The organism is Floridaenema flaviceps BLCC-F50 (assembly GCF_041929275.2).
In the GTDB taxonomy this organism is placed as follows: Bacteria; Cyanobacteriota; Cyanobacteriia; order Cyanobacteriales; family Aerosakkonemataceae; genus Floridanema; species Floridanema flaviceps.
The window spans coordinates 1554361-1576061 of sequence record NZ_JBHFNR020000002.1 but is presented as its reverse complement, the minus strand read 5'-3'; the positions used below and the strand labels follow the sequence as shown (position 1 = coordinate 1576061).

Here is a 21701-nt window from a genome sequence, read left to right as displayed (position 1 = left end):
CACTTTACCACTAGGAGGTTCCCTTGATGTTTTCTTTAGATTTATTAAACCTTTTTCACAAGCTCGCTTGGCGAATTAATACGGCTTTTTCCACATTCCCAACAATTAAAGCTTGGTTAATTGCGATCGTATTATTACTCATACTAACTCTCTTTTGCTTGCCTATAGGTTTGTGGTGCAATTTCTTGAAGATTGAAAATATGAGAGCGCCAAAGACAATAATTTTTACTATTATAGCAGGTTCTCTGCTATTCCCGGCTATTTCGGAAGAGTTATTTTTTCGAGTTTTATTACTTCCTCATCCCCAAGAAAATGTGACGACAGCAACAGTCTGGTTTTGGGGAAGTCTGAGTTTAGTACTTTTTATTATTTATCATCCACTCAATGCAGTTACTTTCTTTCCTGCCGGACGGAAAACATCTTTTAATCCCGTCTTTTTATTATTAGCGGCAGTTTTAGGAATAGTTTGTAGTGTGGTTTATTTACAAAGTGGTTCTCTGTGGTTGCCAGTAATTATTCATTGGTTAGTTGTAGTAGTTTGGTTAGTATTTTTGGGAGGATATAAGCAATTGCATGACGAAGTTTGATGGGCTAAAATCAGAATCATATAATTTCCAGTTAAGCAATTACGTTTTTAACTACATAGCTATGATGACTACTACTTTGGACAAAAGTGCTAACCGAGTTGTGCTAGAGAATATTAGCTGGCAAACATATCAAGATTTGTTGCTAGATTGTGCAGAACAACCAGGAATTCGCTTGACTTACGATCGAGGTAAATTAGAAATTATGACACCGTTAGATCCACATGAAAGTAACTCGGAAGTGATTGGTCGTTTTGTGACAGCAATAACAGAAGAACTGAATATAGAAATTCGGAGTTTAGGTTCAAGAACTTGTCAACGTGAAGATTTGGCACGCGGACTTGAACCTGATAAGTGTTTTTATATTCAAAATGAAGCTATTGTCCGCAGTTTAGAGCAAATCGATCTGAATGAATATCCGCCACCAGATTTAGCCATTGAAATTGATATTACCAGTAGTTCAATGAATAGATTAGGAATTTATACAGCTTTAGGTGTTCCTGAAATTTGGCGTTATGATAATGGACGGTTGGTGATTTTGCGGTTAGAAGATGGGGAGTATAGGGAGTGCGATCGATCTCCGAGTTTACCTCTATTAACGTCAGCGGAAATTATGCGGTTTTTGGAATTAGGAAAAACGATGGGAGAAACAAGTTTAATTCGGTTGTTTCGGGAATGGGTGAGAAATCAGCTGAAGGCAGAAGAGTGAAAAAACCAATTATCCAACACCTGTTAATTTTAAATAGTCATTGGAAGTAGGACTATTTAAAAATCCTTGCTCTTGAGCTTTTTGGAACCATTTATTAGCTTCTATTGGATTTGCTGTTATACCTTCATCACCAGAAAGATAAATTGCTGCTAAGTTGTTGGAAGCGATCGCATAACCTAACTCCGACGATTTCATGTACCATTTAATTGCTTCTAAAATATTTCTTTCTACACCCAATCCTAAATGGTGCATATTTGCCATAACACATTGCGCTTCTGCATTTCCCTCATCTGCTAAGGGTTTTAATAAGCTAAGTGCTGTAGTGTAATTTTGGGAGTAAAAAGCAGCTAAACCTTTTTCTAAATCTGACATTTTATTTCCACCTTTTTGCTTAACAAAATTATGGCCCTGGAAAGTTTCCCTCAAAAGAAGGAGGACAAGGCTTATCTTTCGGCCAAGGGAAAGTGGCTAGAGCGCCGTATCCCTTACATCTATAGGCGCAAGTTTTCAATGGATTTTTAGGGTCTGGAGAAATGAACTCACCAAAATACTCGCATCTTTTTTGCGGAGACTCACTACCATCACTATTATTAAGAGATTTTTCATCCACGCTTGCATACCCTAGATGCTAATTTTAATATCTTACCAAACCCTAAAACAACTTTTTCAAAAGCTAATTCACCATTGAACACTGACAACCTTTGCAAATACCTCGCTGAACAATACCCAGCTGAATTTATTAGTTGGTTATTTCCATCAGAAAGTTCTAATGTCCAGGTACTCAAAACGGAACTCAGCCAAGAACCAATTCGTGCTGATTTTCTCACTTTATTACAAACTACAAACTTAATCTTCCACCTGGAATTTCAAACTTTACCAGCGTCAGATCCGCCTTTGCCATTTCGGATGTTGGATTACTGGGTGAGACTGTATCGCCAGTACCGTTGTGAAGTCGAACAAGTGGTAATTTTTTTGAAAGCTACTACCTCAGAAGCAGCTTTTACTAACGAGTTTAATGCTGCTAATACTTCACATCGTTATCGAATTATCCGAATGTGGGAGCAAGATCCTGCGCCACTTCTGGCAAATCCTGCTCTTTTACCACTGGCGACACTAGCACGAACTGATTCACCTCAAAGTTTACTTGCTCAAGTTGCCGATCGAGTAGCTAATATTGAAGAAACCCAGCAACGACAAAATGTGGCAGCCTGTATCTATGTTCTTGCAGGTTTGCGCTTTGACAAAAGTTTGATTCGCCAACTATTCAGAGAGGAAATTATGCTTGAATCTGTCACTTATCAAGATATCCTAGAACAAGGACAGCGACGAGGAGAAGTATCCTTGATTATACGTCAGCTTACTCGTCGAATTGGTTTGCTTACTCCCGAAATGCAAGCGAGAATTCAAGCTTTATCGATCGCACAATTAGAAGACTTAGGAGAAGCACTATTAGATTTCTCTCAACCAACTGATTTAACTCTTTGGTTAGAATCTCATCATTCATAAACAAAATTTTGAGTCCGCACAAGCGGACTTTCTCTCCCCAGGTTTTATTAGCTCAAGTTGCCGATCGAGTAGCTAATAAGTAGGTGCAAATAAATAAAGTGAAAATAGTTATCTATCAATGGGGCGGGCAAGATGCCCACCCCACAAGATTTTCAGCTTTCTTGTGGGGTGGGCATCTTGCCCGACGAGAGTTTCACTTTATTTAGATCTACCTACTTATTGAAGAAACCCAGCAACGGCAAAATGTGGCAGCCTGTATATATGTTCTTGCAGGTTTGCGCTTTGACAAAAGTTTAATTCGTCAATTATTCAGAGAGGAAATTATGCTGGAATCTGTCACTTATCAAGATATTCTAGAACAAGGACAACGACGAGAAGCAATATCAATGATTATCCGGCTGCTTACTCGTCGAATTGGTGTGGTTACTCCCGAAATGCAAGTGAGAATTCAAAGTTTATCGATCGCACAATTAGAAGACTTAGGAGAAGCACTATTAGATTTCTCTCAACCAACCGATTTAACCAATTGGTTAGAATCCCATCAGTTATAAATAAGCAAAAAAGTCCGCGCATGCGGACTTCGTTTGTGTAGCCCCAGATTTCCAATCAGAGGGAATTTATGAGAAAAAAAATCAGGAGAAGTAACCCATGAATTTAACAGAAAGATTAGAAGGACATTTGACTCAAATTGTGCGCGATCGCGATCCCTACCTCTCATCAGCAGCTCATTTTTACGTACAGCAATATATCCGTGAACAATTCCAACAATGGGGAGAAGTGGAAACTCACGAATTTGCTATTAGAGGTCAAACTCACCAAAATTTGATTTTAAATTTACCACCTTTAACTAAGAATCAAGAAAAATCTCCGCCACTTTTAATCGGCGCACATTATGATGCTGTACCAAATTGTCCGGGTGCAGATGATAACGGTACGGGTGTTGCTGTATTGTTGGAATTAGCAAAAGAATTTGCGGCTAAACCTTTGAAATATCCTGTGCGATTAGTTGCTTTTGATATGGAGGAATATGGTTTACTTGGTAGTCAGGAATATGCAGCTAAATTAAAGCAAGAAAATCAACGTTTGCGCCTGATGATTTCTTTGGAAATGTTGGGTTATTGTAATAACGCGCCTAACTCTCAACGTTACCCTGCGGGATTAGAAAAGTTTTATCCAAATACAGGTAATTTTATTGCTTTAATTGGCAATTTAACGACGATTCCCGATTTAATTAAACTGAGTCGAAATATCCGCAAAAGTGGTACGCCTGCGGAATGGTTGCCAGTGCCAAATGGAGGTAAACTCGTGCGGCAAACTCGCTTGAGCGATCATGCTCCTTTTTGGGATAATGGTTATCGAGCGATGATGATTACGGATACAGCTTTTATGCGAAATCCTCATTATCATCAAGTTAGCGATCGCATCGAAAACCTAGATTTAAATTTCCTCACAGGAGTTTGTCAAGGCTTGGAATTTGGCTTAAGAAAATTATGATTGATTTGGTTGAGATTTTTTCTCCATTTCCTCCCGATATTTTTCTAAATATAACCGGATTCGATATAAACTTGTACCTTTAGCTAACACATTTTTCCAAATTTCTAGATTTTTTCGATCGACGTTGCGACCTAACACTTCTTGATACATTTGATTAATCGCTGCTTCGGCTTCTCGACTATAAGCAATTTCACGGCGAATATCGCAAAGGGTCCTGTACCGCTCTAATTCTTTTGTCCAAGTTACTATGCCTTGGAAATCAACTTCTCTCCCCAATACTTCAATGTAAATTTGATTAATTTGCTCGATGTCAGAAAGTTTTCCTAAATGCCCCTGGCGTTCCCGTTCTGGGTTTCCTCTTAATATTGGAGAAAGGATTTGTTGCCAACCACAGTCAAGTGCTTGTACTGGGTTATCTAAATTAGTTGCTAACAAAAAAGCAGAAGTAGATATGAGTAAATTAGTAAAAATTTTTGCTTTCATGGCTAACTTTTTCTGATTTGTTATCTTCTGTTTCTGGCTTCTGGACTGCGTTCGATCGATCGTTCCACTTCCCGCAAGCTTTTACCTCTAGCTAATTCTGATTGCCAAGTCCTTAAACCATTTCGGTCTACATTTCTCCCCAAAACTCGCCGATAAATATTATTAATTGTATTTTCTGCTTCTTGACTGTACGCCAGTTCGCGCCGAATATAGCTCAACGATCTACCTCTTTGTAACTCTCTTGACCAAGTTCTTAGTCCGTCATAATCAGCATTTCGCCCTAATACTTGGCGATAAAGTCTGTTAATCTCATCATCGTACTGGGAACGCCGCCCCCCGTCGTATCTGTCCCGATCGTACCGATCCCGATCGTACCTGTTTCGATCGTACCTGTCCCGGTCATACCGATCGCGATCGTAATCATATCTTTGTTTATTTCTTAAGTCTGAATTGCTGCTCTGGTAGGGCAAACTGAAAAAGTTCTTGTCTTTCTGAAGAATCTCTTGAGCATTCACTGATTCTGCTAAACTAAAGTATGTTAATGCGATCGTAGTTGCTAGTGCTGCTCTGGCGACCAAAGCTAATCTCATGTCTTTATCCTTCTTGAATAAAAATTATCTAACTTGAGTTTAAATTATTTGTGGATCTTAAATTATTTTGTTTTAAATACTTATCAACAACTCAGCCATTGGGCTGAAGTTCAGTTTTTACTTGACTTTACCTGAAATAGCTCATATACTTAAATTAAGCACGCTAAGTAATTCTTAGGAGGCTAAATGCCTACTCCATCTGTGGAACAGAAGTTATCGAGGGGGTGGCAAGAGGTTTTAGCACCGCACGGTATGGGATACCGAATCAAGCTACTATCTCAACTGCTAGCACGTAAATTTCAAGAGCGACTTGACCCTTACGGTTTAACCCCTTTTCACTGGGTTGTGTTGTGTTGCTTATGGCAGGAGGACGGTTTAGCGACTTCTAGCATAGGTGACAAGCTGCAACAGGTGGGCGGCACTTTGACGGGAGTGCTCGATCGCATGGAACAGCGGGGACTAGTGCGCCGGGAGCGAGATACCAGAGATCGTCGAGTTTGGCGAATTTGGTTAACCGATGCCGGAAGAGAGTTGAAGTTCGTCTTACCGCCTATTGCCGAGGAATTACGGGAAGAAGCTTTTCAAGGCATCCCAGACACCCAGCGCCAACTACTTTCGGAAATGCTGGATTTGGCGATCGCTAATCTTTCCTAACCTAACTCGTGGAAGATTAGTTGATATGACTAAGGGATGACGCTCTTGTTGTTTAATTTTTGTAAAATAGTACGTATACGAAATGAATAGGTTCGTAGTTAAAGATAAGCACGCTAAATATTCAAGATTACTAACGAATTTACCAACAGACTAAAAGAGACAGAATTATGAAACGCACAAACACTGCTGTACTGAACGGAAAAAAACCAGTTGTAGAACCAGAGTTAGAGCCGACGACAGATTTAACGGTGAGAGAACAAGAATTGTTAGCACCGGAGAGAGAAGAATTAGAAAAGAGGGTACAAGAACCGCTGCCTCCCCAAAAAGCGCCGAAAAAAGGGTTCAAGAAAGCAATTTTGGCAGCAGTGGGTATTGGTGCGATCGCCACAGCGGGTACATTTGGTTATAACTACTGGCAATTTGCTTCCACCCACGAAGAAACAGACAACGCCACCGTTGCCGGACATATTATTAATGTGAGTAGCCGGATCAACGATACCGTAAATGACGTATTGGTAGATGATAACCAACCAGTACAGAAAGGTCAGCTATTAGTTAAACTTGACCCCCGCGACTTTGAAGTGAAAGTGCAAAGTAGCCAAGCCGCATTAGAAGCCGCACGCCGTCAAGCTAACGCCGCCCAAGCCAATATCAGTTTAGCCGCCCAAACTACCCAAGGCAAAACAGCCACAGCGCAAGGAGATGTGCAAGCAGCTGTCGCCGCAATTTCCACCGCCCAAGCTGCATTAAGAGAAGCCCAAGCCGGAGTTCCGCAAGCCCAAGCCATTGTCACCGCTGCCCAAGCGGGTATTCCCAGCGCCCAAGCCGCAGTTAGGGAAGCCGAAGCGGGTGTAGGATCGGCACAAGCGCAATTAGCAAATACAGAAGCGACTTTACAAAGAGCCCAAGCCGACTATAATCGTTACCAAGCTTTGTTTCAGCAAGGTGCAGTTGCCAGACAACAGCTAGAATCTGCCAGAGCAGCTTACCAAGTAGCCGTAGCGCAAAGAAACGCCGCCCAACAAGGAATTGAACAAGCTCAAGCGAGAGTCGCCCAAGCAAATGAAGGTGTAGCCACCGCCCAAGCCAAACTAGATGAAGCGAGAGTGGGAGTAGCCAGCGCCCAAGCCCAAGTCGCCCAAGCCCAAGAACAAGTAGTGCAAGCCCAAGCGAAATTAGCTGCATCTCAAGGCGGACTGCAACAAGCAACAGCGGGAGGTCAACAAACTGAGGTAAATCGCAGACAATTTGAAGCAGCACAAGCAGCCATTTCCCAATCGGAAGCTGCCCTCAGAGATGCCCAGCTGCAATTATCTTACACCCAGATTACGGCTCCTGCTGATGGCAAAATCGGTCGGAAGTCGGTAGAAGTTGGGCAAAGAGTCCAAGCCGGAACTCCTGTGATGGCAATAGTCAGTGATGATTATTGGGTAACTGCCAATTTCAAAGAAACACAGCTGGAAAACATGAAGCCCGGACAAGAGGTAGAGATTAAGCTTGATGCTTTCCCAAATCATACTTTTAAGGGTCGAGTTGATAGTTTTTCTCCGGCTTCTGGCGCTGAATTTGCTTTGTTACCTCCTGATAATGCCACAGGTAACTTTACTAAAGTTGTGCAACGCATTCCTGTAAAAGTAGTTTTTGATTCTGAAAGTATCAAAGGCTATGAATCTCGCATTGCTCCAGGGATGTCAGCTGTAGTGACTGTGGATGTGAAGGGGACTAGGGACTAGGGATTGGGGACTGGGGACTGGGGATTGGGGACTGGGGACAAGAAGACAAGAAGAGTTAAATTGTACCTTGCCCCTCTGCCCCTCTGCCCCTCTGCCCCTCTGCTCCTCTGCCCCTCTGCCCCTCTGCCCCTCTGCTTTCTGCTAGCCTCTAATAAGTAGCGATTTCCAGAACTATGAAATACCATCAATTGGGCAACAGTTCTTTAAATGTTTCCACCATCGGATTAGGGTGTATGGGAATGTCGGAATTTTATGTCGGTGGCGATGAACAAGAGTCAATTGCTACCATCCATCGCGCCTTAGATTTAGGTGTGAATTTCCTCGATACTGCGGATATGTATGGTGTAGGAAAAAATGAAGAATTGGTGGGAAGGGCAATTAAAGATCGCCGGGATGAAGTGATTTTAGCTACTAAGTTTGGCAATGTTCGATCGCCTGATGGAGGTTTTTTAGGTGTGAATGGAACACCTGAATATGTCCGTCAAGCTTGTGATGCCAGTCTACAACGTTTGGGAATAGATGTTATAGATCTTTATTATCAACATCGAGTCGATCCTAATGTGCCAATTGAAGAAACTGTAGGCGCAATGGCAGAATTAGTGCAAGCGGGAAAAGTACGTTTTTTGGGACTTTCGGAAGCTGCGCCGGGAACAATTCGACGGGCAAATGCAGTGCATCAAATTACAGCTTTACAAACAGAATATTCTCTTTGGACTCGCGATCCTGAAGATGAAATTTTACCAACTTGTCGAGAGTTAGGAATTAGTTTTGTTGCATACAGTCCTTTGGGTAGAGGTTTTTTAACCGGACAATTTAAAAGTATTGATGACTTAGCACCAGATGATTGGCGACGTTATTCGCCTCGCTTTCAAGGAGAGAATTTCCAAAAGAATTTGGATCTAGTAAAAAAGATTGAAGAATTGGCAAAAGCAAAGGGTTGTCAACCTTCCCAATTAGCTTTAGCTTGGCTGTTAGCTCAAGGTGAAGATATTGTACCAATACCGGGTACAAAAAGAATCAAATATTTAGAAGAAAATGTGGCTGCGGCAGAAGAAGTTGCTTTAACTTTGGAGGAGTTGGAAGCGATCGATCGCATTGCTCCCAAAAATGTCGCTTCAGGAGAACGTTACCCAGAATATGCCATGAAAGCTGTTAACCTCTAACCAGGAATAGTATTTCATGTTTGGTTGATTACATATATATTAAACTGTAGAGACGTTATATATAACGTCTCTACAAAATTTCTGGAGATTCTTACTTTAGTTATAAATTAACTCTTCAAATGCTCACAAAACCAATTTTTAAGTAATAATTAAAAGAAATGTTACAAGCAAGCAAGTATGGCTATTAGTGCAAAAAAGTTAATTCCCAATATACCAGCATTTAAATCGAGAAATTATCGTCTTTTCTTTGCTGGACAAGGTTTGTCATTAATTGGCAGTTGGATGACTCAAGTGGCTACAATTTGGCTAGTATATAAACTATCCACATCACCTTGGTTATTAGGAATAGTGGGATTTTCTAGCCAAATACCTAGTGTGATATTTCTGCCCATTGCTGGCGTATTTGTAGAACGCTGGAATCGCCATCGAGTGATTATTGCCACACAAGTATTAGCAATGATTCAGTCATTAGCTTTAGCTGTGTTAACTTTATTCGGAGCTATTGATATTTGGCATTTGATATTACTCAGCTTATTTCAAGGGACAATCAATGCTTTTGATGCGCCTGCACGTCAAGCTTTTGTTCCCGAAATTGTGGAAAAAAGGGAGGATTTGGCAAATGCGATCGCGCTAAATTCTGCTATGTTTAATGGAGCCAGATTAATTGGTCCCGCTATTGCTGGTATAGTATTAGCAACAGTAGGAGCAGGTTATTGTTTTCTCATCGATGGACTTAGCTATATAGCTGTAATTGGTGCTTTATTAGCAATGAAACTCAAGCCTCATGTTGTAGGCTTAAATGCTAAAGGAAATTCCTTGCAAAGGTTAAAAGAAGGATTTGTTTATACTTTCACTTTTCCTCCCATTCGTGCCATCATCTTACTACTAGCATTAGTTAGTTTCATGGGAATGCAATATACAGTTTTAGTACCGATTTTCGCCACAAAAATTTTGAATGGTGGCGCAGATGCTTTAGGATTTTTAATGGCAGCATCGGGAGTTGGCGCATTATTAGGTGCAGTGTATCTCAGTATGCGGAAAAGTGTGGTGGGATTGGGTAAAATAATTGCCTATTCTCCAGCAATTATGGGCATAGGTTTAGTTGCATTTGGTTTATCCCGTGTATTGTGGTTTTCCCTAATCATGATGTTTTTGGTTGGATTAGGTTTTATTTTACAATTTGCCTCCAGTAACACCTTATTACAAACCATTGTCGAAGACGATAAAAGAGCCAGAGTACTCAGTATTTACACATTAGCATTTTTCGGAGTTATCCCCTTTGGTAACTTATTCGCTGGCGGATTAGCTAATTACATTGGTGCGCCCAATACAGTCATAATCAGCGGTATCTTTTGCATTTTAGGTTCCTTATATTTTGCCCGACAACTACCAAGTCTCAAACCATTGGTACACCCTATCTATGCAAAAATGGGCATTCTTCCACAAGCCAAAAATTAAAAAATTCGTGTGAAAACCCATGACAAAGTAAAAGCCTGCCTATAATTTTGCAGATAGAACTTTGTAGTCTACTCACTTATAGGCAGTTCTATGAAACATAGACGCTTAATTAATTATGGTTTTTCTGCGGCTTTGAGTGCAAAAAAAGGCAGAATGTTTAAATTGGTAACTAGTCTAGTGATATTATCTGCGTTGGGTTTGATTCCCGATCGCAAAAAAGCTATCTTTTATTCTATTTCGGATTATAAGAAAAAATATGGCGATCGCTTTCGTGAAGATTTGGGCAAACTGCTAGAACTACTCAAAGAAAATAAAATCAAACCAAAAATCGGGGAAATAATTCCTTTGATAGAAGCGCAACGTACCCATGAATTGCTAGAAAAGTCAGCAGTTATGGGAAAACTCGTCTTAATCTGTAACCAATTATAAAAACTATGACTGAAATATCAAATGGAAAAATGCCGCAAAGTGTGCCATCAAATCAGGTGCCTTTAAGAGTCTGGATTGGGGTTTTTGGCGCAATGGTAGGCGCATTTATGGCAGTTTTGGATATCCAAATTACTAACGCTTCTTTGCGGGAAATTCAAGCAGCTTTAGGCGCAACCTTAGAAGAAGGTTCTTGGATTTCTACTTCTTATTTAGTAGCAGAAATTGTTGTAATTCCCCTAACTGCTTGGCTATCACAAGTATTTTCAATTCGTTGGTATTTGTTGGGAAATTCTGCCTTATTTATCTTATTTTCAATGGCTTGTGCTTGGGCTTGGGATTTAAATTCAATGATTTTATTCCGGGCTTTACAAGGCTTCACTGGTGGCGTTTTAATTCCGATGGCCTTTACCACTATTTTAACCTCACTTCCGCCAGCAAAACAGCCAATTGGAATTGCCATGTTTGGTTTAACAGCTACTTTTGCTCCTTCAATTGGGCCTAGTTTAGGTGGTTGGTTAACGGAAAATTTTGGTTGGCAATATAACTTTTATCTTAATTTAATTCCTGGTCTTTTGATGATAGGTGCAATTTGGTACGGAATTGCCCCACAAAAATTAAAATTGGATTTATTAAAAGGCGGTGATTGGTGGGGAATTCTTTCTATGGCAGTTGGCTTAGGTTCTCTACAAGTTATTTTGGAAGAAGGAACCCGCAAAGATTGGTTTAGTTCAGATTTTATCATTCGTTTTAGCATAATAGCAGCAATATTTTTCCCACTTTTCCTATTTATTGAATTTACCCGTAGACGACCTTTTATCAATCTTAGATTATTGGGAAGGCGTAATTTCGGATTATCAGCCATTGTTAATGTTACTTTAGGTGCAGCAATGTATGGTTCGCTGTATCTTTTACCCCTATATTTAGGGCAAATTCAAAACTATAATGCTATGCAAACAGGGGAAGTTTTAATGTGGGCAGGAATTCCCCAATTATTTATTATTCCATTCCTGCCAAAATTGCAGCAAAAAATAGATGTGCGCGTCATGGTAGGAGTGGGAATCACTGTATTTGCTATCAGTGCTTTTATGAATTCTCACTTAACCAATTTAACCGGATATGAGCAATTAAGAACATCGCAAATTGTGAGGGCGATGGGACAACCTTTGATTATGCTTCCTTTAACTTCGATCGCCACATCTGGCATTGAGAAAGAACAAGCTGGTTCTGCTTCTGGTTTATTTAATATGATGCGGAATTTAGGTGGTTCTATAGGAATTGCCATATTAGGAACTTTACTCACCAGAAGGGAACAATTTCATTCTAATCGCTTAGGAGATGCAGTTTCGATTTATAGCCCAGAAACTCAAGAAAGAATTAATCAATTAACTCAATTTTTTGTAAGTAGAGGTGCAGATTTAGCCACAGCACAAAATCAGGCATTAGCAGCTATTAGTAACGTTGTGCGTCGGGAAGCTTACATAATGGCTTTTAATGATTGTTTCTATTTGGTTGGTTGTGCTTTATTACTAAGTGGAATTGCTGTGTTATTCTTTAAAAAAGTTAAGGCAGGTGGTGGTATGGCTGCCCACTAAATACGAAGCATGAAAAACTTCTCAAATTTACAACGTCACTTACCCTTAGAAGGTAGCTATAATATCCGCGATATTGGAGGTTATCTTACTGCTGAAGGTTATCAAACACGCTGGAAAACAATTCTGCGTTCAGATAGTTTGCATCGTCTTACACCAGCCAGTCAACAAGCACTAATTGATTACGGGATAAAAACAATTATTGACTTACGCTATGCTTCTGAAGTTAAGAATAGACCTAGTATTTTTGCCAAATCAGAACAGATAAAATATTTGAATATTCCCTTGTTTGGAAATGAACTATTAGAACAGTTGAAACCCTTAAAAACTCAGGCGGAAAACTACTATATTTGGTTAGATAGCTGTCAAGCACAGTTTCGGAAGATTTTAGAAACTATTATTGAGAGTTTACCATCACCAATTTTAATTCATTGTACTGGTGGAAAAGATCGCACTGGTTTAACTATTGCTTTATTGCTGAGTGTGGCGAATGTACCAGTAAATACTATTGTGGAAGATTTCGTTTTAAGCGGTGATTATCTCGCTCCGATGTTTGCACCTTTGTTACCAAAAGCCAGGGAACTTGGCAATGCTTATATGTTTGAATGTCGTGCAGAAACTTTGTTAGATACTTTTAAATATTTAGATGAAAAATATGGAGGAGTAATTGGTTATTTGCATACAATTGGGTTAACAGCTGCTCAACTAAGTCTCTTGCGTGATTTGCTTGTGGAAGAGCGGCTAAATTAAGTAAAATTAAAATTAGTTCAATGATTACTAATACTTAAATAAGCAACGTAAGCCATGACTCAAACACCCCGAAAAATTCCCCGTCGTCGAGGCAGATTATTCCCAGAATTTACAATACCCCCAGAAGAACTAGCCAGACGTAAAGCCGAAAAAGATGCACGTTGTCAGCGTTACCGGGAAATTTTTCTACGAGTTAGCCCTGAATTGATCGGAAATCATTACGACTGGTTTATAGTTATTGAAGCAAACAGTGGTGATTATTTTATCGATCCCGATGAAGAAGTAGCGGTTCAAAAAGCTCGTCAAAAGTATCCTACTGGAATGGTTGGCATTATGCGTCTTAATGAAACAGGAACTTGTGGAATGATATGATTTCAGGCAAGTTCGGTGAGATCGGCGAGCTAATTTTTGAAATTGATTTAATCGCTGCTGATGGAGAAATATTTACTATCGATGGGCTTTTAGATACAGGATTTACAACAGGCTGGCTGGCACTTGATACCCAAGATGTTCTCAGTTTGGGGTGGGCTATGATTGAAAGTGAACGAGCAATGCAGATTGCACGGGGCGAGGCATTTTTTGACATATATGAAGGAAGAGTTGTACTGGATGGGCAAGAGTACGTAATTCCTGTTTTAGCTGGGGATGGAATTCCCGAATCTTTGTTGGGTTTACAATGGTTGAAAATGCTGCCTCTGACGGTGAATTTTGCTGCTGGATTGTTGACTTTGGGGTAAATAGGAAAACTCTACTAATTAACCTCAATAGCTGGATGTTCTCCCATTGGCACCTGAATGCCTAAATTTTCCATTAATTCCCTCAGCGAAATCTTTCTAATCCCTGCCAATTCCACTAAATGTTCTATTCGTTGTGTTTGCAATTTCTCTATTTGTTCAGTTAAGTTTAATAACTCTTTATGCTCCTCTGTTGTGAGAGTTTCAGCTTGTCGTTTCACAACTAATTCATCATATTGCTTTTGTATATGTGAAGGAATTCCTTGATTAATTTTCAGCAACAATTCTGCTTCACTTTGGGGCAAATTATTAGCTCTGCGTTGTGCTTGTAATGCAATAACTTGAGAGACAAATTGTTCTAAATCTGGTAAACTTAGTTGGGAAACAGCTTTTATTAATTCTTCTGAAGACATTTGAATTTCAACTTTGACTGTTGACATTTTTGCTTTCTCCAGACAGTGTATTAATATCTTATCACAAGGATTTTCAGGAGACTTGGAGTTTCCACTCCTTAAAATACGATCGCTCTTAAAACATTAAACTAGTACCCAGCTACACCCTTTTTTTCAGGATGATAAGCGGTAATAGCTACCTTTTGATCCGGTGTATAAATCGCTTCTACTTTTGCCCATTTGTAGTGATACCAATCTACCTTAATTCTGTCACCTTCAGCTGGCTGGCTACTAATACGTCTGTAGCCAGCTTGCTGCATAATCTCTTCAAATTTATGGGTAGGTAAGGTTTTACTAGTAATCTTACCTATGCCGTCAATTTGATGTTTATCGAGGGTCATAGTCTCCCTGATAGGTGCTGTATATCCGGTATCCCGGTAATACTAGCGCCAAACCAGCGAAACTATGTATTGTGCCGGGATAGCTTTTTTCTGCTTTGCTACCACCGATGCGAAAATTCCACGAGCCAAACCAAGCATATATTCCGGGAACTAGAGCGTCCATGCTGTATGCGATCGCTCTTTTCTTCTCCCCTGGAATTGGTTCTGCTTCTTTAAATGAACGCTCGCGATCTTTGTAGTGATAGGCGCTATTTAAAGCCAGCATTCGATGTCCCTCTTTGTTCATTAATAATGATTTCTTAATCTTTCTAGATTTAGAGAAAGTAGTTGTCTGTTTCAGTCGTTTACCTTTTCACTCTAGCAACAATTCTTGTAAAGAAGAAGTCCCCCTTAACAAGGGGACTTAAAACTTAATGGGAGAACTCTGTAACTAATTCCTTAAACAGCAGTCTAACTGCTTTGGCGCAACACCTGGATCGAACTAACTTTATCGGTCTACCAGCCGACTTTTCCACATCCATCGCCGCACCTAAAGATTTACCGATCGCATTTTTGAGCCTGCACCTTTCTGGCTCAATCCTGGTAAACAACCATTGCCATAATGCTTTCCGGCACAAGTCAGAGCCACCAACGATTTTATTGCGGGATTTATCGCCAGAGGATTCCAGCGTCGGGGAAACACCGAGCGCTTTCTCAAATCGGCGGCGGGAGAGGTGGCGCTTAGTTGGTTTACCAGATTTTCTGCCTTTGCGGATTTTGATGTCGGGTTTGCCGTCGGGGTTGAGGAAGTTCTCAAACGGGTAAATCTGACTGAGGATAAGTGCTTCCACTCGTTGACCAAAGCCGAAACGGGCGAACACTTTACGGTAAGGAAGGAAGCGCGGGTCAGCAATTAGTTCTTTGAGTTCCGCCTCGATGCTCATTTCCTCACGCTGGAGGTCGCACAACCTAGAAGCGTGATGATGAACTGTTGGTGATAAACCTAGTCCGACCGTGTTGGCATAAAGGTTATCGTACTTTTTTGACTTCCTTTCCCCGGCAAACCCAACCCCAAAGCAGCGGTACGTTGTCGCTCGCTCGGACCGATCGCACCAGAGCAACTTCAGGAAACTGCCACGCTAAATCTTGACGCAAGCGATTGATAATGGGGGACTGCACTCGGTTGAGGTGCGCTAGTCGTAGTACCAGTTCTCTGATTCTGACAATCGTGTAGTCGCGTTCTTGCAGAAACCGCCTTGGGTTGTCTAAATAGTCAAAGGCGTAACAAGCAAGCGCCAAAGCATCAGCGTCGTCATCCTTATCGGGTAGTTCTAAGTGACTTTCTCGGTAATAGCGTAATTGGGTGTGTCCGACTAGCAAGACTTTGACTCCGGCACGGGCGAGATGGGTTCCCCACAATTTAGCGTAGTTAACGCCTGTCGGTTCCATCACCGCGATGTCGGGTTTTAGTTCCAGCAGTTGTTTAATTCCCGCTGCGTCAGCATAGATTTTTAAAAACTCAGCATCGAAATAAAATTGTCGAGGTTCAGCTGGTCGCTCTGTTAACAAGACAGCAGCAACCGAGGACTTGCAGATGTCAAGCCCAACAATAGATATCATTCCGTTTTCTCCAGGGTGAGGTTTCCAAATTCCCAATAGTGCAGAGTCTACGAATCACCCGAAGGCCAGAAACCTACTTCACTCTCAAGACCTGAGATTTAATGCACTCTTGGACGGTAACGAGTGCAGCCGAGCCTATGAAAATACGAAAGCCGTTAAGCCTGTTTCCTTCTCAAAGCCCTAAGCTGCAAATTGTGTTACCGTGCGGATGATTTGGACTCGATCCGCGACAGGGGAGGGATTCCCCTGTTTCGGCTAGGGAGTCAGGCTAGCCATCATCAGGCGGGATTTTTGCTGACGCTTTGAGAGATCGCATTTTAAACAGGTGAAATAAAAGTTTAAAATACAGACCCGAACTGTTAATCTTTGAGTGCGTAATATTTTGCCTGCCAGTAACAAGGCTTGTCATTTATTGTTGAGAAATACATAAAAATTTGGCCTTGCCAAGTAATGATATCTGGAGGTAACGCGCAAGGTATATCAACTTCTTTAATCTGCTTTCCTTTTCCCGTGCATAGAATTATTTTCACTGATGTCGTATGCGAATTGTGGTAAGATTGTTGTTATTAGTTAAGTATTTTTGTACATAAAAGCGATCGCACTTGGGACTCGTAGTGCGATCGCTTTTTAATGACTATCGTTCTATTAATCTTTCAAATTCCGGGAAAGCCTTTTGTAATTCATCAATTACGGCTGACATGGTTTTCCCCTTAAAAGAATCTATTGCTTGTTCAGCCAATTGCTCTCTGAGCGTTTTCAAGTCAGTTTCAGGAGAAAATTTTTGCAACTTTTCTGTCGCGATGGCGAAAGCTTTCATGATCATTGCAGCTTCAAGTGCCTCTTGTGTGTCCCTTTTTTGACGCAGTTTGACAACAGGGGTGATTTTCTTAGAAAGTAGTTCTAAGTGCATTTCTCGCAGTACTAGCATGACAATATAACTGTCTCGCAATTCATCGCATTCTATTTCAGCTACAGCATCACCACCCTGATCGACTATTACTTGTAGGTATTCCTGCAACTGCGTTTTGACCTTGCCTACGTCCATTACATCTATTTGAACGCCCATGATATTTGGTTCCTCAAATTAGTAGGGTTAAATTGTTTGTTTGACGGTTACTTTTCTGCGTTCGGCGGCTGCTACTTGATCGTTGTAAAGTTGTACCGCTTTATGAACGCGATGGGAAACTAAATCATATAGCTCGGAATTCTGGCATGGCATTACTTGGAATGAACCACCGCGATAGGGTGTCCAAGCTACAAAATAAAGGTTGTTTGTTTGGATGTGTTCTACCATCAACAAATCTGGTTTTTGGGAAAACTTAAAGTTTTCGCCTGATTGATTGAGTTCTCGCTTGATTAAACTAATTAAGTGATGTGTCAACATAATGCACCCTTATTTTTTGTTCCATCTGGCATCTATTCTGATAGCGATAAAGGGGCAGGGATAAATCCAAAAGATTATTCCTCTGCCTAAATAGACGGGTTGGAAGTAAACCCCGATCATTAGGTTTCTCCAGCTACATTCGATGTCGAATCTTTGGCTCATTCATTTGTTAGTAATTAACGGTGTAGGAGATCGATATGACTACCAACGTGCGAACTGTTTGGGAAGAAATTGCGATCGATCTAACCTAATCGGACCGATCGCAATAACAGGATCATGTGTTCTTCAGTTAGTAGAACTTGGACGCGGCTTAATTACTCATAGATTGCACCTCAACTCAACACCCATCCTCAACAAACAGCCCTCCCTGGTTATGGCGGACGGGGAGATGGGGAGATGGGGACACAGGCAGCACGGAATTCGCGGATACCTTCTAGCCAGTCAAGTTGACGGTGGAATAGTGTAAACCTGCTCAAGCGATACAGTAGCTTGGGTAGTGGCGAATCGCTCTCTACCCAAACACCTTGAGGGTTTTTGCGGCGAAACCTGTAGTGGGTTTTCTTGCCGTAGGTAATTTCGTAGTTGCCAGTTTCAGCAAGGATGGGTAGATTTGCCTCAAAGTGTTGCTCTAGGGCAACTAGCCCAGGTGATTCTCGATCGCTTGTCGCCACTGGGAGTAACACCTTCTTTGGCTGCTAGTTCCTTGAGTTCCTTGGTTGATAGCTGTTGTAGTTCTGCTAGTTTCATGGGCAGGTTGTCTCCTCAAGTTCACCCGGATTTTGCGTCAACACCAGCGTGTGAATTCTTTGTCGAACGTGGGAAGCCAAAAGTCAGGGCTGTAAACTCATCAACTAAAGTCTCAATATCTTTTAACCAAGTTTGTGTTTTTTTAGCTTTCTCTTCCTCTGTTTCCGGCTCGGCTTCTTCTTCCTCTTCTGGTTCTATTCCTGATTCCTTATCTAACAAGTGGTTAAGATATTCCTCTTTGCTCATCCCAGCATCAAGAGCCATTTTCTCTAGGCGTTCGTAAGTTTTGGCATTTGTCCGAATAGACTTTTTGGTGTTTTCTTCACCGTCAATAATTGCTACTACATGATTAGCAGTAATGCCTTTTTTTGGCGGCGCATTATCAATAACCTCCTGCCATTTATCAAACATTTCATCGCAGCAATAATCTCCTAAAACTGGGTCATTTTCTGTTAGGTATTTTGTGAGAGGTCTTGCTTGGGTTTCGCAGGTTGGTAAGGTTTTAAAGCCTTGACGAACTAGTGCCATACAGACTTTGGCAGCTTTGATGACTCGATTGGCGTACCAGCTACCTCTACCGATTAGTTGTTGGCAGAAGTCGCCAAATTTGTTGGCTTTGCGATGCCAGAGGTGTTTCCATTGGCGGAGTCTATTCAACCAAATGCCCGTTACTACATAGCCAAACTGACCATATTTGGCAGCTTGAGAACACCAGTAAAGAGCGTTTTTTTCGTTGGCTGCAGTGCGGGAAGATACTTCTTCCTGCCCCAGTAAATCGGCAATCACTGAATCTTCTACATGAGTGAAGAATTCCGATGGTGATGCTCGGTAGTCATCCCATTGATTTTGGGAGTTTAACAGTTGTTCGGTGATGTCCATGTTGTTTGAACAAACCAATGTTTTGGGCGTTAGGTTTTTCCCGTTACAAAATTTATTTGCAGGGGATTTCCTATTGCTTCCATTGGCAGGAATATATGGATGGGCAGTTATGCTTTGACGCACCCTGATTGGTTGTCTTGGGGTAGCTGCCCTTTTTTGTGTCTACCACGTACAACTATAGTTGTATGGTTTCTGAAAGTCAACAACTTTAGTTGTACAACTTTTGTTGTACAATGAATAACGAAGAAAATCCTAGAACCCTTGAAGAAGTAATGAAAGCTGCTGAGGTCAATCAAGCCGAAATAGCACGACGGTTGAGAGTTTCAACTAATACTGTCTCAGCTTGGTTTACGGGCAGGAAAACTCCGAAGGTCGACAATTTTTTTGGCTTGTGTCGTGAGATGAAAGTTTCACCAAAGGAGTTAGCCCGTCTACTTCGGATTGACATTCTCGGTGTGCCGGATGATGGTTCGTACTAAACGGTGTAGAGGTTGAAGGAGGTGACATAACAACAACCAATAAAGCAGTGCAGCAGGGCGGGAAATTCCCGCCTTTGAAATTAGGAGATGGTTTTGATTTTTTTGGGACTGGTTCGGGTGCTCCATGACCAGGTTGTACAAAAATCCGCCCCAATCCAAATACCTTTAAGCGACTGTGGCTACCTGGGCATACAGGGGGAGGCTACTACTGAAATTAGCAAATGGGGGTTGGCCCAAAGTGCCGAAAACTGTCGAGTTTTAAAAAACCTTACCAACATCAACGACCATGACTCAAGCCAAACAGCAATACTGCAAAGCCTGCGGACAACCAATTCGCTGGGTAAAGACACAGAGCGGAAAATTTACACCGATTGACCCAGATGGGGTATCTCACTGGGCAACCTGTCCTGAAGTTGAGCAGTTCCGAAGTGCCCTGACCAGCAAGAAGAAAAACCCAGACGTACTGTAGCAGAGCATCAAACGCCATTTAAAAGGCGTTTGACACCGTGAAATTAAACTATGTTTCCCTTTCAAACTGAGTTGTAACCAATGACCAACAAAATACCAGAATTTAAACCAGGGCAAAGAGTACGAACCAGGGCAGAAATCCATTATGAGTTCGCTCAAATTGTCGACAGAGACTACGGGGTGGGAATAGTTGAATCAGCACGGTTTTTTCATGGGATGCAAATATTAATCGTCTCGTTCAACAACGGCGATGTTATTAAAAAACTGCCGTCTGCGTTCTGCGTTCCCGTGCTGAAAGAACCACGTTAAATGACAGGAAAATCACCAGTTTTAAGCAACAATTCCACCCAAAATAAAAAGCTTATGACCACCGAAAGTGAAATTGCAATTTCAACACCTGGCCTTGAAGAATTACCAGTCATAGAAACTCACAACTGTTACACGCTCTATGAACTGGATGAGGATGGCAGCGAGTGCGAAGAAAAACTTTTATCTTTCTCGCGCCCCCAGGACTGGGCAGATCCGAAGCGCTGGCATTACCACTACTGCAAAATTGAACTTACCTACAAGGGCACTCACTACATTAACCATTGCCACATTTGGCAGGGGTGCGATCGCAAAATTTTTGAAGCGTGTAAAGCCATCGCCCCCAGCTTATTCATGTTTATGCAACCAGGACAACCAGTAGAACTTTGTGCCAATACCCACCTAGCAGAAGAAGATTTTTGGCTCAACGAATGGGGAGAAGAACCACCAGTATTTATTGATGAAACCGACGAATATTATGAGGAGGATTATTAACCATGTCCAAACCACTTGATGATGATGTATTGAAAGAATTTGTCCCAATCCCAGCAGAAGACTTTGAGGACTTTGGTACTTGCTGTGTCTGTGGCTGTGATTCATCACCTGAACGCCCAGTCAGAAACTTCATCTGCCTCGACTTTAAACAACCAGTACCTGGTAACGGCTGGGGATGTGCAATTTGTAATTTACCGCTAGAAGGAGCAGTCGCAGTAATTTGCGACAGATGTTTAGAAGAAGAAAATTTCAACTATAAATTCATCGTTTCTGGAGACATGAGCGATAAAAGTCGCATTCCTTACCCAGAAAACAGAGAACATTTTGCTCACGACGAATCCAAACATCAGGAAATGGAAAAAGAAGTCATCGGGATTTACAAAGATCCTGAATGGGATTACCGGGATGTATGGAATCAATTGAGCAGAATCTTTCAGGACTTATCTAGACTGCAGTCCTACATTATGGATCAAGAAACTGGCACAGTTGATACTGACATTCATATCTACAACCGCCTAAGTAAAACAGCAAAAAAACTCAACGTGATGGCTGACTTACTCGTTCATCCGATAGAGGAAGCTGACGAATTTTAAAAAAGAAATGGGTTCCTAGTAATAGGAACCCATTTTATTAGCACAGGTTGCTTTGTTGAGCGATCCAATGTTTTACACTTTA

At 41.3% G+C, this 21701-nt stretch carries 30 protein-coding genes and 1 pseudogene; 19 read left to right on the top strand and 12 right to left on the bottom strand.

Annotation, left to right across the window (positions count from 1 at the left end; genetic code table 11):
- Positions 1–26 precede the first annotated feature (26 nt).
- On the top strand, positions 27–587 hold the full coding sequence (locus ACE1CI_RS27260) for a CPBP family glutamic-type intramembrane protease (RefSeq protein WP_413265832.1): 561 nt from the start codon (positions 27–29) through the stop codon (positions 585–587).
- 61 nt (positions 588–648) lie between these two features.
- The gene (locus ACE1CI_RS27255) at positions 649–1293 is read left to right on the top strand and encodes a Uma2 family endonuclease (protein ID WP_413265833.1); all 645 of its coding nucleotides are present in this window, start codon (positions 649–651) and stop codon (positions 1291–1293) included.
- 9 nt (positions 1294–1302) lie between these two features.
- On the opposite strand, the gene ACE1CI_RS27250 is transcribed toward ACE1CI_RS27255, so the two are convergent.
- Positions 1303–1665: a tetratricopeptide repeat protein gene (locus tag ACE1CI_RS27250; RefSeq protein WP_413265834.1), complete on the bottom strand. Its 363-nt coding sequence runs from the start codon at positions 1663–1665 to the stop codon at positions 1303–1305.
- A gap of 312 nt (positions 1666–1977) precedes the next feature.
- Here ACE1CI_RS27250 and ACE1CI_RS27245 point away from each other — a divergent pair, with 312 nt between their 5' ends.
- The 3 genes from ACE1CI_RS27245 to ACE1CI_RS27235 all read left to right on the top strand — a co-directional run bounded on the left by ACE1CI_RS27245 (position 1978) and on the right by ACE1CI_RS27235 (position 4293).
- Complete coding sequence (locus ACE1CI_RS27245) at positions 1978–2799, top strand: DUF4351 domain-containing protein (protein ID WP_413265835.1); 822 nt, start codon at positions 1978–1980, stop codon at positions 2797–2799.
- Positions 2800–3122: 323 nt separating this feature from the next.
- Entirely contained in the window at positions 3123–3350 is a 228-nt protein-coding gene (locus ACE1CI_RS27240) for a DUF4351 domain-containing protein (RefSeq protein ID WP_413265836.1), read from the top strand.
- A 97-nt stretch (positions 3351–3447) separates the two neighbouring features.
- Positions 3448–4293: a M20/M25/M40 family metallo-hydrolase gene (locus ACE1CI_RS27235; RefSeq protein ID WP_413265837.1), complete on the top strand. Its 846-nt coding sequence runs from the start codon at positions 3448–3450 to the stop codon at positions 4291–4293.
- Here the strand turns inward: ACE1CI_RS27235 and ACE1CI_RS27230 are convergent.
- Positions 4288–4776, bottom strand: coding sequence for a hypothetical protein (locus ACE1CI_RS27230; RefSeq protein ID WP_413265838.1), 489 nt, complete (start codon positions 4774–4776; stop codon positions 4288–4290). The genes ACE1CI_RS27235 and ACE1CI_RS27230 overlap by 6 nt on opposite strands.
- Positions 4777–4796: 20 nt before the next feature.
- A complete protein-coding gene (locus ACE1CI_RS27225) occupies positions 4797–5366 on the bottom strand; it encodes a DUF4214 domain-containing protein (protein ID WP_413265839.1) in 570 nt (189 codons plus the stop codon).
- A gap of 186 nt (positions 5367–5552) precedes the next feature.
- Between ACE1CI_RS27225 and ACE1CI_RS27220 the strand changes: the two genes are divergently transcribed.
- The 9 genes from ACE1CI_RS27220 to ACE1CI_RS27180 all read left to right on the top strand — a co-directional run bounded on the left by ACE1CI_RS27220 (position 5553) and on the right by ACE1CI_RS27180 (position 13879).
- On the top strand, positions 5553–6020 hold the full coding sequence (locus ACE1CI_RS27220; RefSeq protein ID WP_413265840.1) for a MarR family winged helix-turn-helix transcriptional regulator: 468 nt from the start codon (positions 5553–5555) through the stop codon (positions 6018–6020).
- Positions 6021–6187: 167 nt separating this feature from the next.
- Positions 6188–7753: an HlyD family secretion protein gene (locus ACE1CI_RS27215; RefSeq protein WP_413265841.1), complete on the top strand. Its 1566-nt coding sequence runs from the start codon at positions 6188–6190 to the stop codon at positions 7751–7753.
- Between the two features lie 173 nt (positions 7754–7926).
- The gene (locus ACE1CI_RS27210) at positions 7927–8916 is read left to right on the top strand and encodes an aldo/keto reductase (protein ID WP_413265842.1); all 990 of its coding nucleotides are present in this window, start codon (positions 7927–7929) and stop codon (positions 8914–8916) included.
- Positions 8917–9093: 177 nt separating this feature from the next.
- Positions 9094–10374 (top strand): MFS transporter, encoded by a 1281-nt coding sequence (locus tag ACE1CI_RS27205; protein WP_413265843.1) that lies wholly within the window; start codon positions 9094–9096, stop codon positions 10372–10374.
- Between the two features lie 90 nt (positions 10375–10464).
- Positions 10465–10803: a zinc-binding dehydrogenase gene (locus ACE1CI_RS27200; RefSeq protein WP_413265844.1), complete on the top strand. Its 339-nt coding sequence runs from the start codon at positions 10465–10467 to the stop codon at positions 10801–10803.
- A 5-nt stretch (positions 10804–10808) separates the two neighbouring features.
- Complete coding sequence (locus tag ACE1CI_RS27195; RefSeq protein WP_413265845.1) at positions 10809–12395, top strand: DHA2 family efflux MFS transporter permease subunit; 1587 nt, start codon at positions 10809–10811, stop codon at positions 12393–12395.
- A gap of 9 nt (positions 12396–12404) precedes the next feature.
- Complete coding sequence (locus ACE1CI_RS27190) at positions 12405–13142, top strand: tyrosine-protein phosphatase (protein ID WP_413265846.1); 738 nt, start codon at positions 12405–12407, stop codon at positions 13140–13142.
- A 54-nt stretch (positions 13143–13196) separates the two neighbouring features.
- Entirely contained in the window at positions 13197–13514 is a 318-nt protein-coding gene (locus ACE1CI_RS27185; RefSeq protein WP_413265847.1) for a hypothetical protein, read from the top strand.
- Entirely contained in the window at positions 13511–13879 is a 369-nt protein-coding gene (locus tag ACE1CI_RS27180) for an aspartyl protease (protein ID WP_413265848.1), read from the top strand. Before ACE1CI_RS27185 ends, ACE1CI_RS27180 begins: the two co-directional genes overlap by 4 nt.
- A 14-nt stretch (positions 13880–13893) precedes the next feature.
- Here the strand turns inward: ACE1CI_RS27180 and ACE1CI_RS27175 are convergent, their stop codons facing one another.
- The 9 genes and pseudogenes from ACE1CI_RS27175 to ACE1CI_RS27135 all read right to left on the bottom strand — a co-directional run bounded on the left by ACE1CI_RS27175 (position 13894) and on the right by ACE1CI_RS27135 (position 19278).
- Positions 13894–14316, bottom strand: coding sequence for an STAS/SEC14 domain-containing protein (locus ACE1CI_RS27175; protein ID WP_413265849.1), 423 nt, complete (start codon positions 14314–14316; stop codon positions 13894–13896).
- A gap of 101 nt (positions 14317–14417) precedes the next feature.
- Positions 14418–14669 carry a hypothetical protein gene (locus tag ACE1CI_RS27170; protein ID WP_413265850.1) on the bottom strand — a complete coding sequence of 84 codons (252 nt, stop codon included), beginning with the start codon at positions 14667–14669 and terminating at the stop codon, positions 14418–14420.
- The gene (locus ACE1CI_RS27165) at positions 14656–14934 is read right to left on the bottom strand and encodes a hypothetical protein (RefSeq protein ID WP_496615860.1); all 279 of its coding nucleotides are present in this window, start codon (positions 14932–14934) and stop codon (positions 14656–14658) included. The genes ACE1CI_RS27170 and ACE1CI_RS27165 overlap by 14 nt, the downstream gene beginning before the upstream one ends.
- 145 nt (positions 14935–15079) lie before the next feature.
- Positions 15080–16268 (bottom strand): annotated as a pseudogene (locus ACE1CI_RS27160) (IS110 family transposase).
- Positions 16269–16902: 634 nt separating this feature from the next.
- Positions 16903–17334: a hypothetical protein gene (locus ACE1CI_RS27155; protein WP_496615859.1), complete on the bottom strand. Its 432-nt coding sequence runs from the start codon at positions 17332–17334 to the stop codon at positions 16903–16905.
- Positions 17335–17361: 27 nt separating this feature from the next.
- Positions 17362–17652 (bottom strand): hypothetical protein, encoded by a 291-nt coding sequence (locus ACE1CI_RS27150; RefSeq protein WP_413263699.1) that lies wholly within the window; start codon positions 17650–17652, stop codon positions 17362–17364.
- Positions 17653–18023: 371 nt separating this feature from the next.
- Positions 18024–18323, bottom strand: a complete 300-nt coding sequence (locus tag ACE1CI_RS27145; protein WP_496615858.1) for a hypothetical protein — start codon at positions 18321–18323, stop codon at positions 18024–18026.
- Positions 18268–18399 carry a hypothetical protein gene (locus tag ACE1CI_RS27140; protein ID WP_496615334.1) on the bottom strand — a complete coding sequence of 44 codons (132 nt, stop codon included), beginning with the start codon at positions 18397–18399 and terminating at the stop codon, positions 18268–18270. The genes ACE1CI_RS27145 and ACE1CI_RS27140 overlap by 56 nt, the downstream gene beginning before the upstream one ends.
- Before the next feature lie 21 nt (positions 18400–18420).
- Positions 18421–19278, bottom strand: a complete 858-nt coding sequence (locus ACE1CI_RS27135) for a hypothetical protein (protein WP_496615857.1) — start codon at positions 19276–19278, stop codon at positions 18421–18423.
- A gap of 233 nt (positions 19279–19511) precedes the next feature.
- On the opposite strand from ACE1CI_RS27135, the gene ACE1CI_RS27130 reads away from it, so the two are divergent.
- The 5 genes from ACE1CI_RS27130 to ACE1CI_RS27110 all read left to right on the top strand — a co-directional run bounded on the left by ACE1CI_RS27130 (position 19512) and on the right by ACE1CI_RS27110 (position 21619).
- Positions 19512–19757 carry a helix-turn-helix domain-containing protein gene (locus ACE1CI_RS27130; protein WP_496615856.1) on the top strand — a complete coding sequence of 82 codons (246 nt, stop codon included), beginning with the start codon at positions 19512–19514 and terminating at the stop codon, positions 19755–19757.
- A 286-nt stretch (positions 19758–20043) separates the two neighbouring features.
- Entirely contained in the window at positions 20044–20226 is a 183-nt protein-coding gene (locus ACE1CI_RS27125) for a hypothetical protein (protein ID WP_413263681.1), read from the top strand.
- Between the two features lie 80 nt (positions 20227–20306).
- On the top strand, positions 20307–20534 hold the full coding sequence (locus ACE1CI_RS27120; RefSeq protein ID WP_413263682.1) for a hypothetical protein: 228 nt from the start codon (positions 20307–20309) through the stop codon (positions 20532–20534).
- A gap of 54 nt (positions 20535–20588) precedes the next feature.
- A complete protein-coding gene (locus ACE1CI_RS27115; RefSeq protein WP_496615855.1) occupies positions 20589–21026 on the top strand; it encodes a hypothetical protein in 438 nt (145 codons plus the stop codon).
- Positions 21027–21028: 2 nt separating this feature from the next.
- A complete protein-coding gene (locus tag ACE1CI_RS27110; RefSeq protein WP_496615854.1) occupies positions 21029–21619 on the top strand; it encodes a hypothetical protein in 591 nt (196 codons plus the stop codon).
- Positions 21620–21701 lie beyond the last annotated feature (82 nt).

Excerpts from the sequence above, each read along its gene's own strand:
- ACE1CI_RS27260 (WP_413265832.1), top strand. The coding sequence starts at position 27 with ATGTTTTCTTTAGATTTATTAAACCTTTTTCACAAGCTCGCTTGGCGA.
- ACE1CI_RS27255 (WP_413265833.1), top strand. The coding sequence starts at position 649 with ATGATGACTACTACTTTGGACAAAAGTGCTAACCGAGTTGTGCTAGAG.
- ACE1CI_RS27250 (WP_413265834.1), bottom strand. The coding sequence starts at position 1,665 with ATGTCAGATTTAGAAAAAGGTTTAGCTGCTTTTTACTCCCAAAATTAC.
- ACE1CI_RS27240 (WP_413265836.1), top strand. The coding sequence starts at position 3,123 with ATGCTGGAATCTGTCACTTATCAAGATATTCTAGAACAAGGACAACGA.
- ACE1CI_RS27235 (WP_413265837.1), top strand. The coding sequence starts at position 3,448 with ATGAATTTAACAGAAAGATTAGAAGGACATTTGACTCAAATTGTGCGC.
- ACE1CI_RS27230 (WP_413265838.1), bottom strand. The coding sequence starts at position 4,776 with ATGAAAGCAAAAATTTTTACTAATTTACTCATATCTACTTCTGCTTTT.
- ACE1CI_RS27225 (WP_413265839.1), bottom strand. The coding sequence starts at position 5,366 with ATGAGATTAGCTTTGGTCGCCAGAGCAGCACTAGCAACTACGATCGCA.
- ACE1CI_RS27220 (WP_413265840.1), top strand. The coding sequence starts at position 5,553 with ATGCCTACTCCATCTGTGGAACAGAAGTTATCGAGGGGGTGGCAAGAG.
- ACE1CI_RS27215 (WP_413265841.1), top strand. The coding sequence starts at position 6,188 with ATGAAACGCACAAACACTGCTGTACTGAACGGAAAAAAACCAGTTGTA.
- ACE1CI_RS27210 (WP_413265842.1), top strand. The coding sequence starts at position 7,927 with ATGAAATACCATCAATTGGGCAACAGTTCTTTAAATGTTTCCACCATC.
- ACE1CI_RS27205 (WP_413265843.1), top strand. The coding sequence starts at position 9,094 with ATGGCTATTAGTGCAAAAAAGTTAATTCCCAATATACCAGCATTTAAA.
- ACE1CI_RS27200 (WP_413265844.1), top strand. The coding sequence starts at position 10,465 with ATGAAACATAGACGCTTAATTAATTATGGTTTTTCTGCGGCTTTGAGT.
- ACE1CI_RS27195 (WP_413265845.1), top strand. The coding sequence starts at position 10,809 with ATGACTGAAATATCAAATGGAAAAATGCCGCAAAGTGTGCCATCAAAT.
- ACE1CI_RS27190 (WP_413265846.1), top strand. The coding sequence starts at position 12,405 with ATGAAAAACTTCTCAAATTTACAACGTCACTTACCCTTAGAAGGTAGC.
- ACE1CI_RS27185 (WP_413265847.1), top strand. The coding sequence starts at position 13,197 with ATGACTCAAACACCCCGAAAAATTCCCCGTCGTCGAGGCAGATTATTC.
- ACE1CI_RS27180 (WP_413265848.1), top strand. The coding sequence starts at position 13,511 with ATGATTTCAGGCAAGTTCGGTGAGATCGGCGAGCTAATTTTTGAAATT.
- ACE1CI_RS27175 (WP_413265849.1), bottom strand. The coding sequence starts at position 14,316 with ATGTCAACAGTCAAAGTTGAAATTCAAATGTCTTCAGAAGAATTAATA.
- ACE1CI_RS27170 (WP_413265850.1), bottom strand. The coding sequence starts at position 14,669 with ATGACCCTCGATAAACATCAAATTGACGGCATAGGTAAGATTACTAGT.
- ACE1CI_RS27165 (WP_496615860.1), bottom strand. The coding sequence starts at position 14,934 with ATGCTGGCTTTAAATAGCGCCTATCACTACAAAGATCGCGAGCGTTCA.
- ACE1CI_RS27155 (WP_496615859.1), bottom strand. The coding sequence starts at position 17,334 with ATGGGCGTTCAAATAGATGTAATGGACGTAGGCAAGGTCAAAACGCAG.
- ACE1CI_RS27150 (WP_413263699.1), bottom strand. The coding sequence starts at position 17,652 with ATGTTGACACATCACTTAATTAGTTTAATCAAGCGAGAACTCAATCAA.
- ACE1CI_RS27140 (WP_496615334.1), bottom strand. The coding sequence starts at position 18,399 with ATGAAACTAGCAGAACTACAACAGCTATCAACCAAGGAACTCAAGGAA.
- ACE1CI_RS27135 (WP_496615857.1), bottom strand. The coding sequence starts at position 19,278 with ATGGACATCACCGAACAACTGTTAAACTCCCAAAATCAATGGGATGAC.
- ACE1CI_RS27130 (WP_496615856.1), top strand. The coding sequence starts at position 19,512 with ATGAATAACGAAGAAAATCCTAGAACCCTTGAAGAAGTAATGAAAGCT.
- ACE1CI_RS27125 (WP_413263681.1), top strand. The coding sequence starts at position 20,044 with ATGACTCAAGCCAAACAGCAATACTGCAAAGCCTGCGGACAACCAATT.
- ACE1CI_RS27120 (WP_413263682.1), top strand. The coding sequence starts at position 20,307 with ATGACCAACAAAATACCAGAATTTAAACCAGGGCAAAGAGTACGAACC.
- ACE1CI_RS27115 (WP_496615855.1), top strand. The coding sequence starts at position 20,589 with ATGACCACCGAAAGTGAAATTGCAATTTCAACACCTGGCCTTGAAGAA.
- ACE1CI_RS27110 (WP_496615854.1), top strand. The coding sequence starts at position 21,029 with ATGTCCAAACCACTTGATGATGATGTATTGAAAGAATTTGTCCCAATC.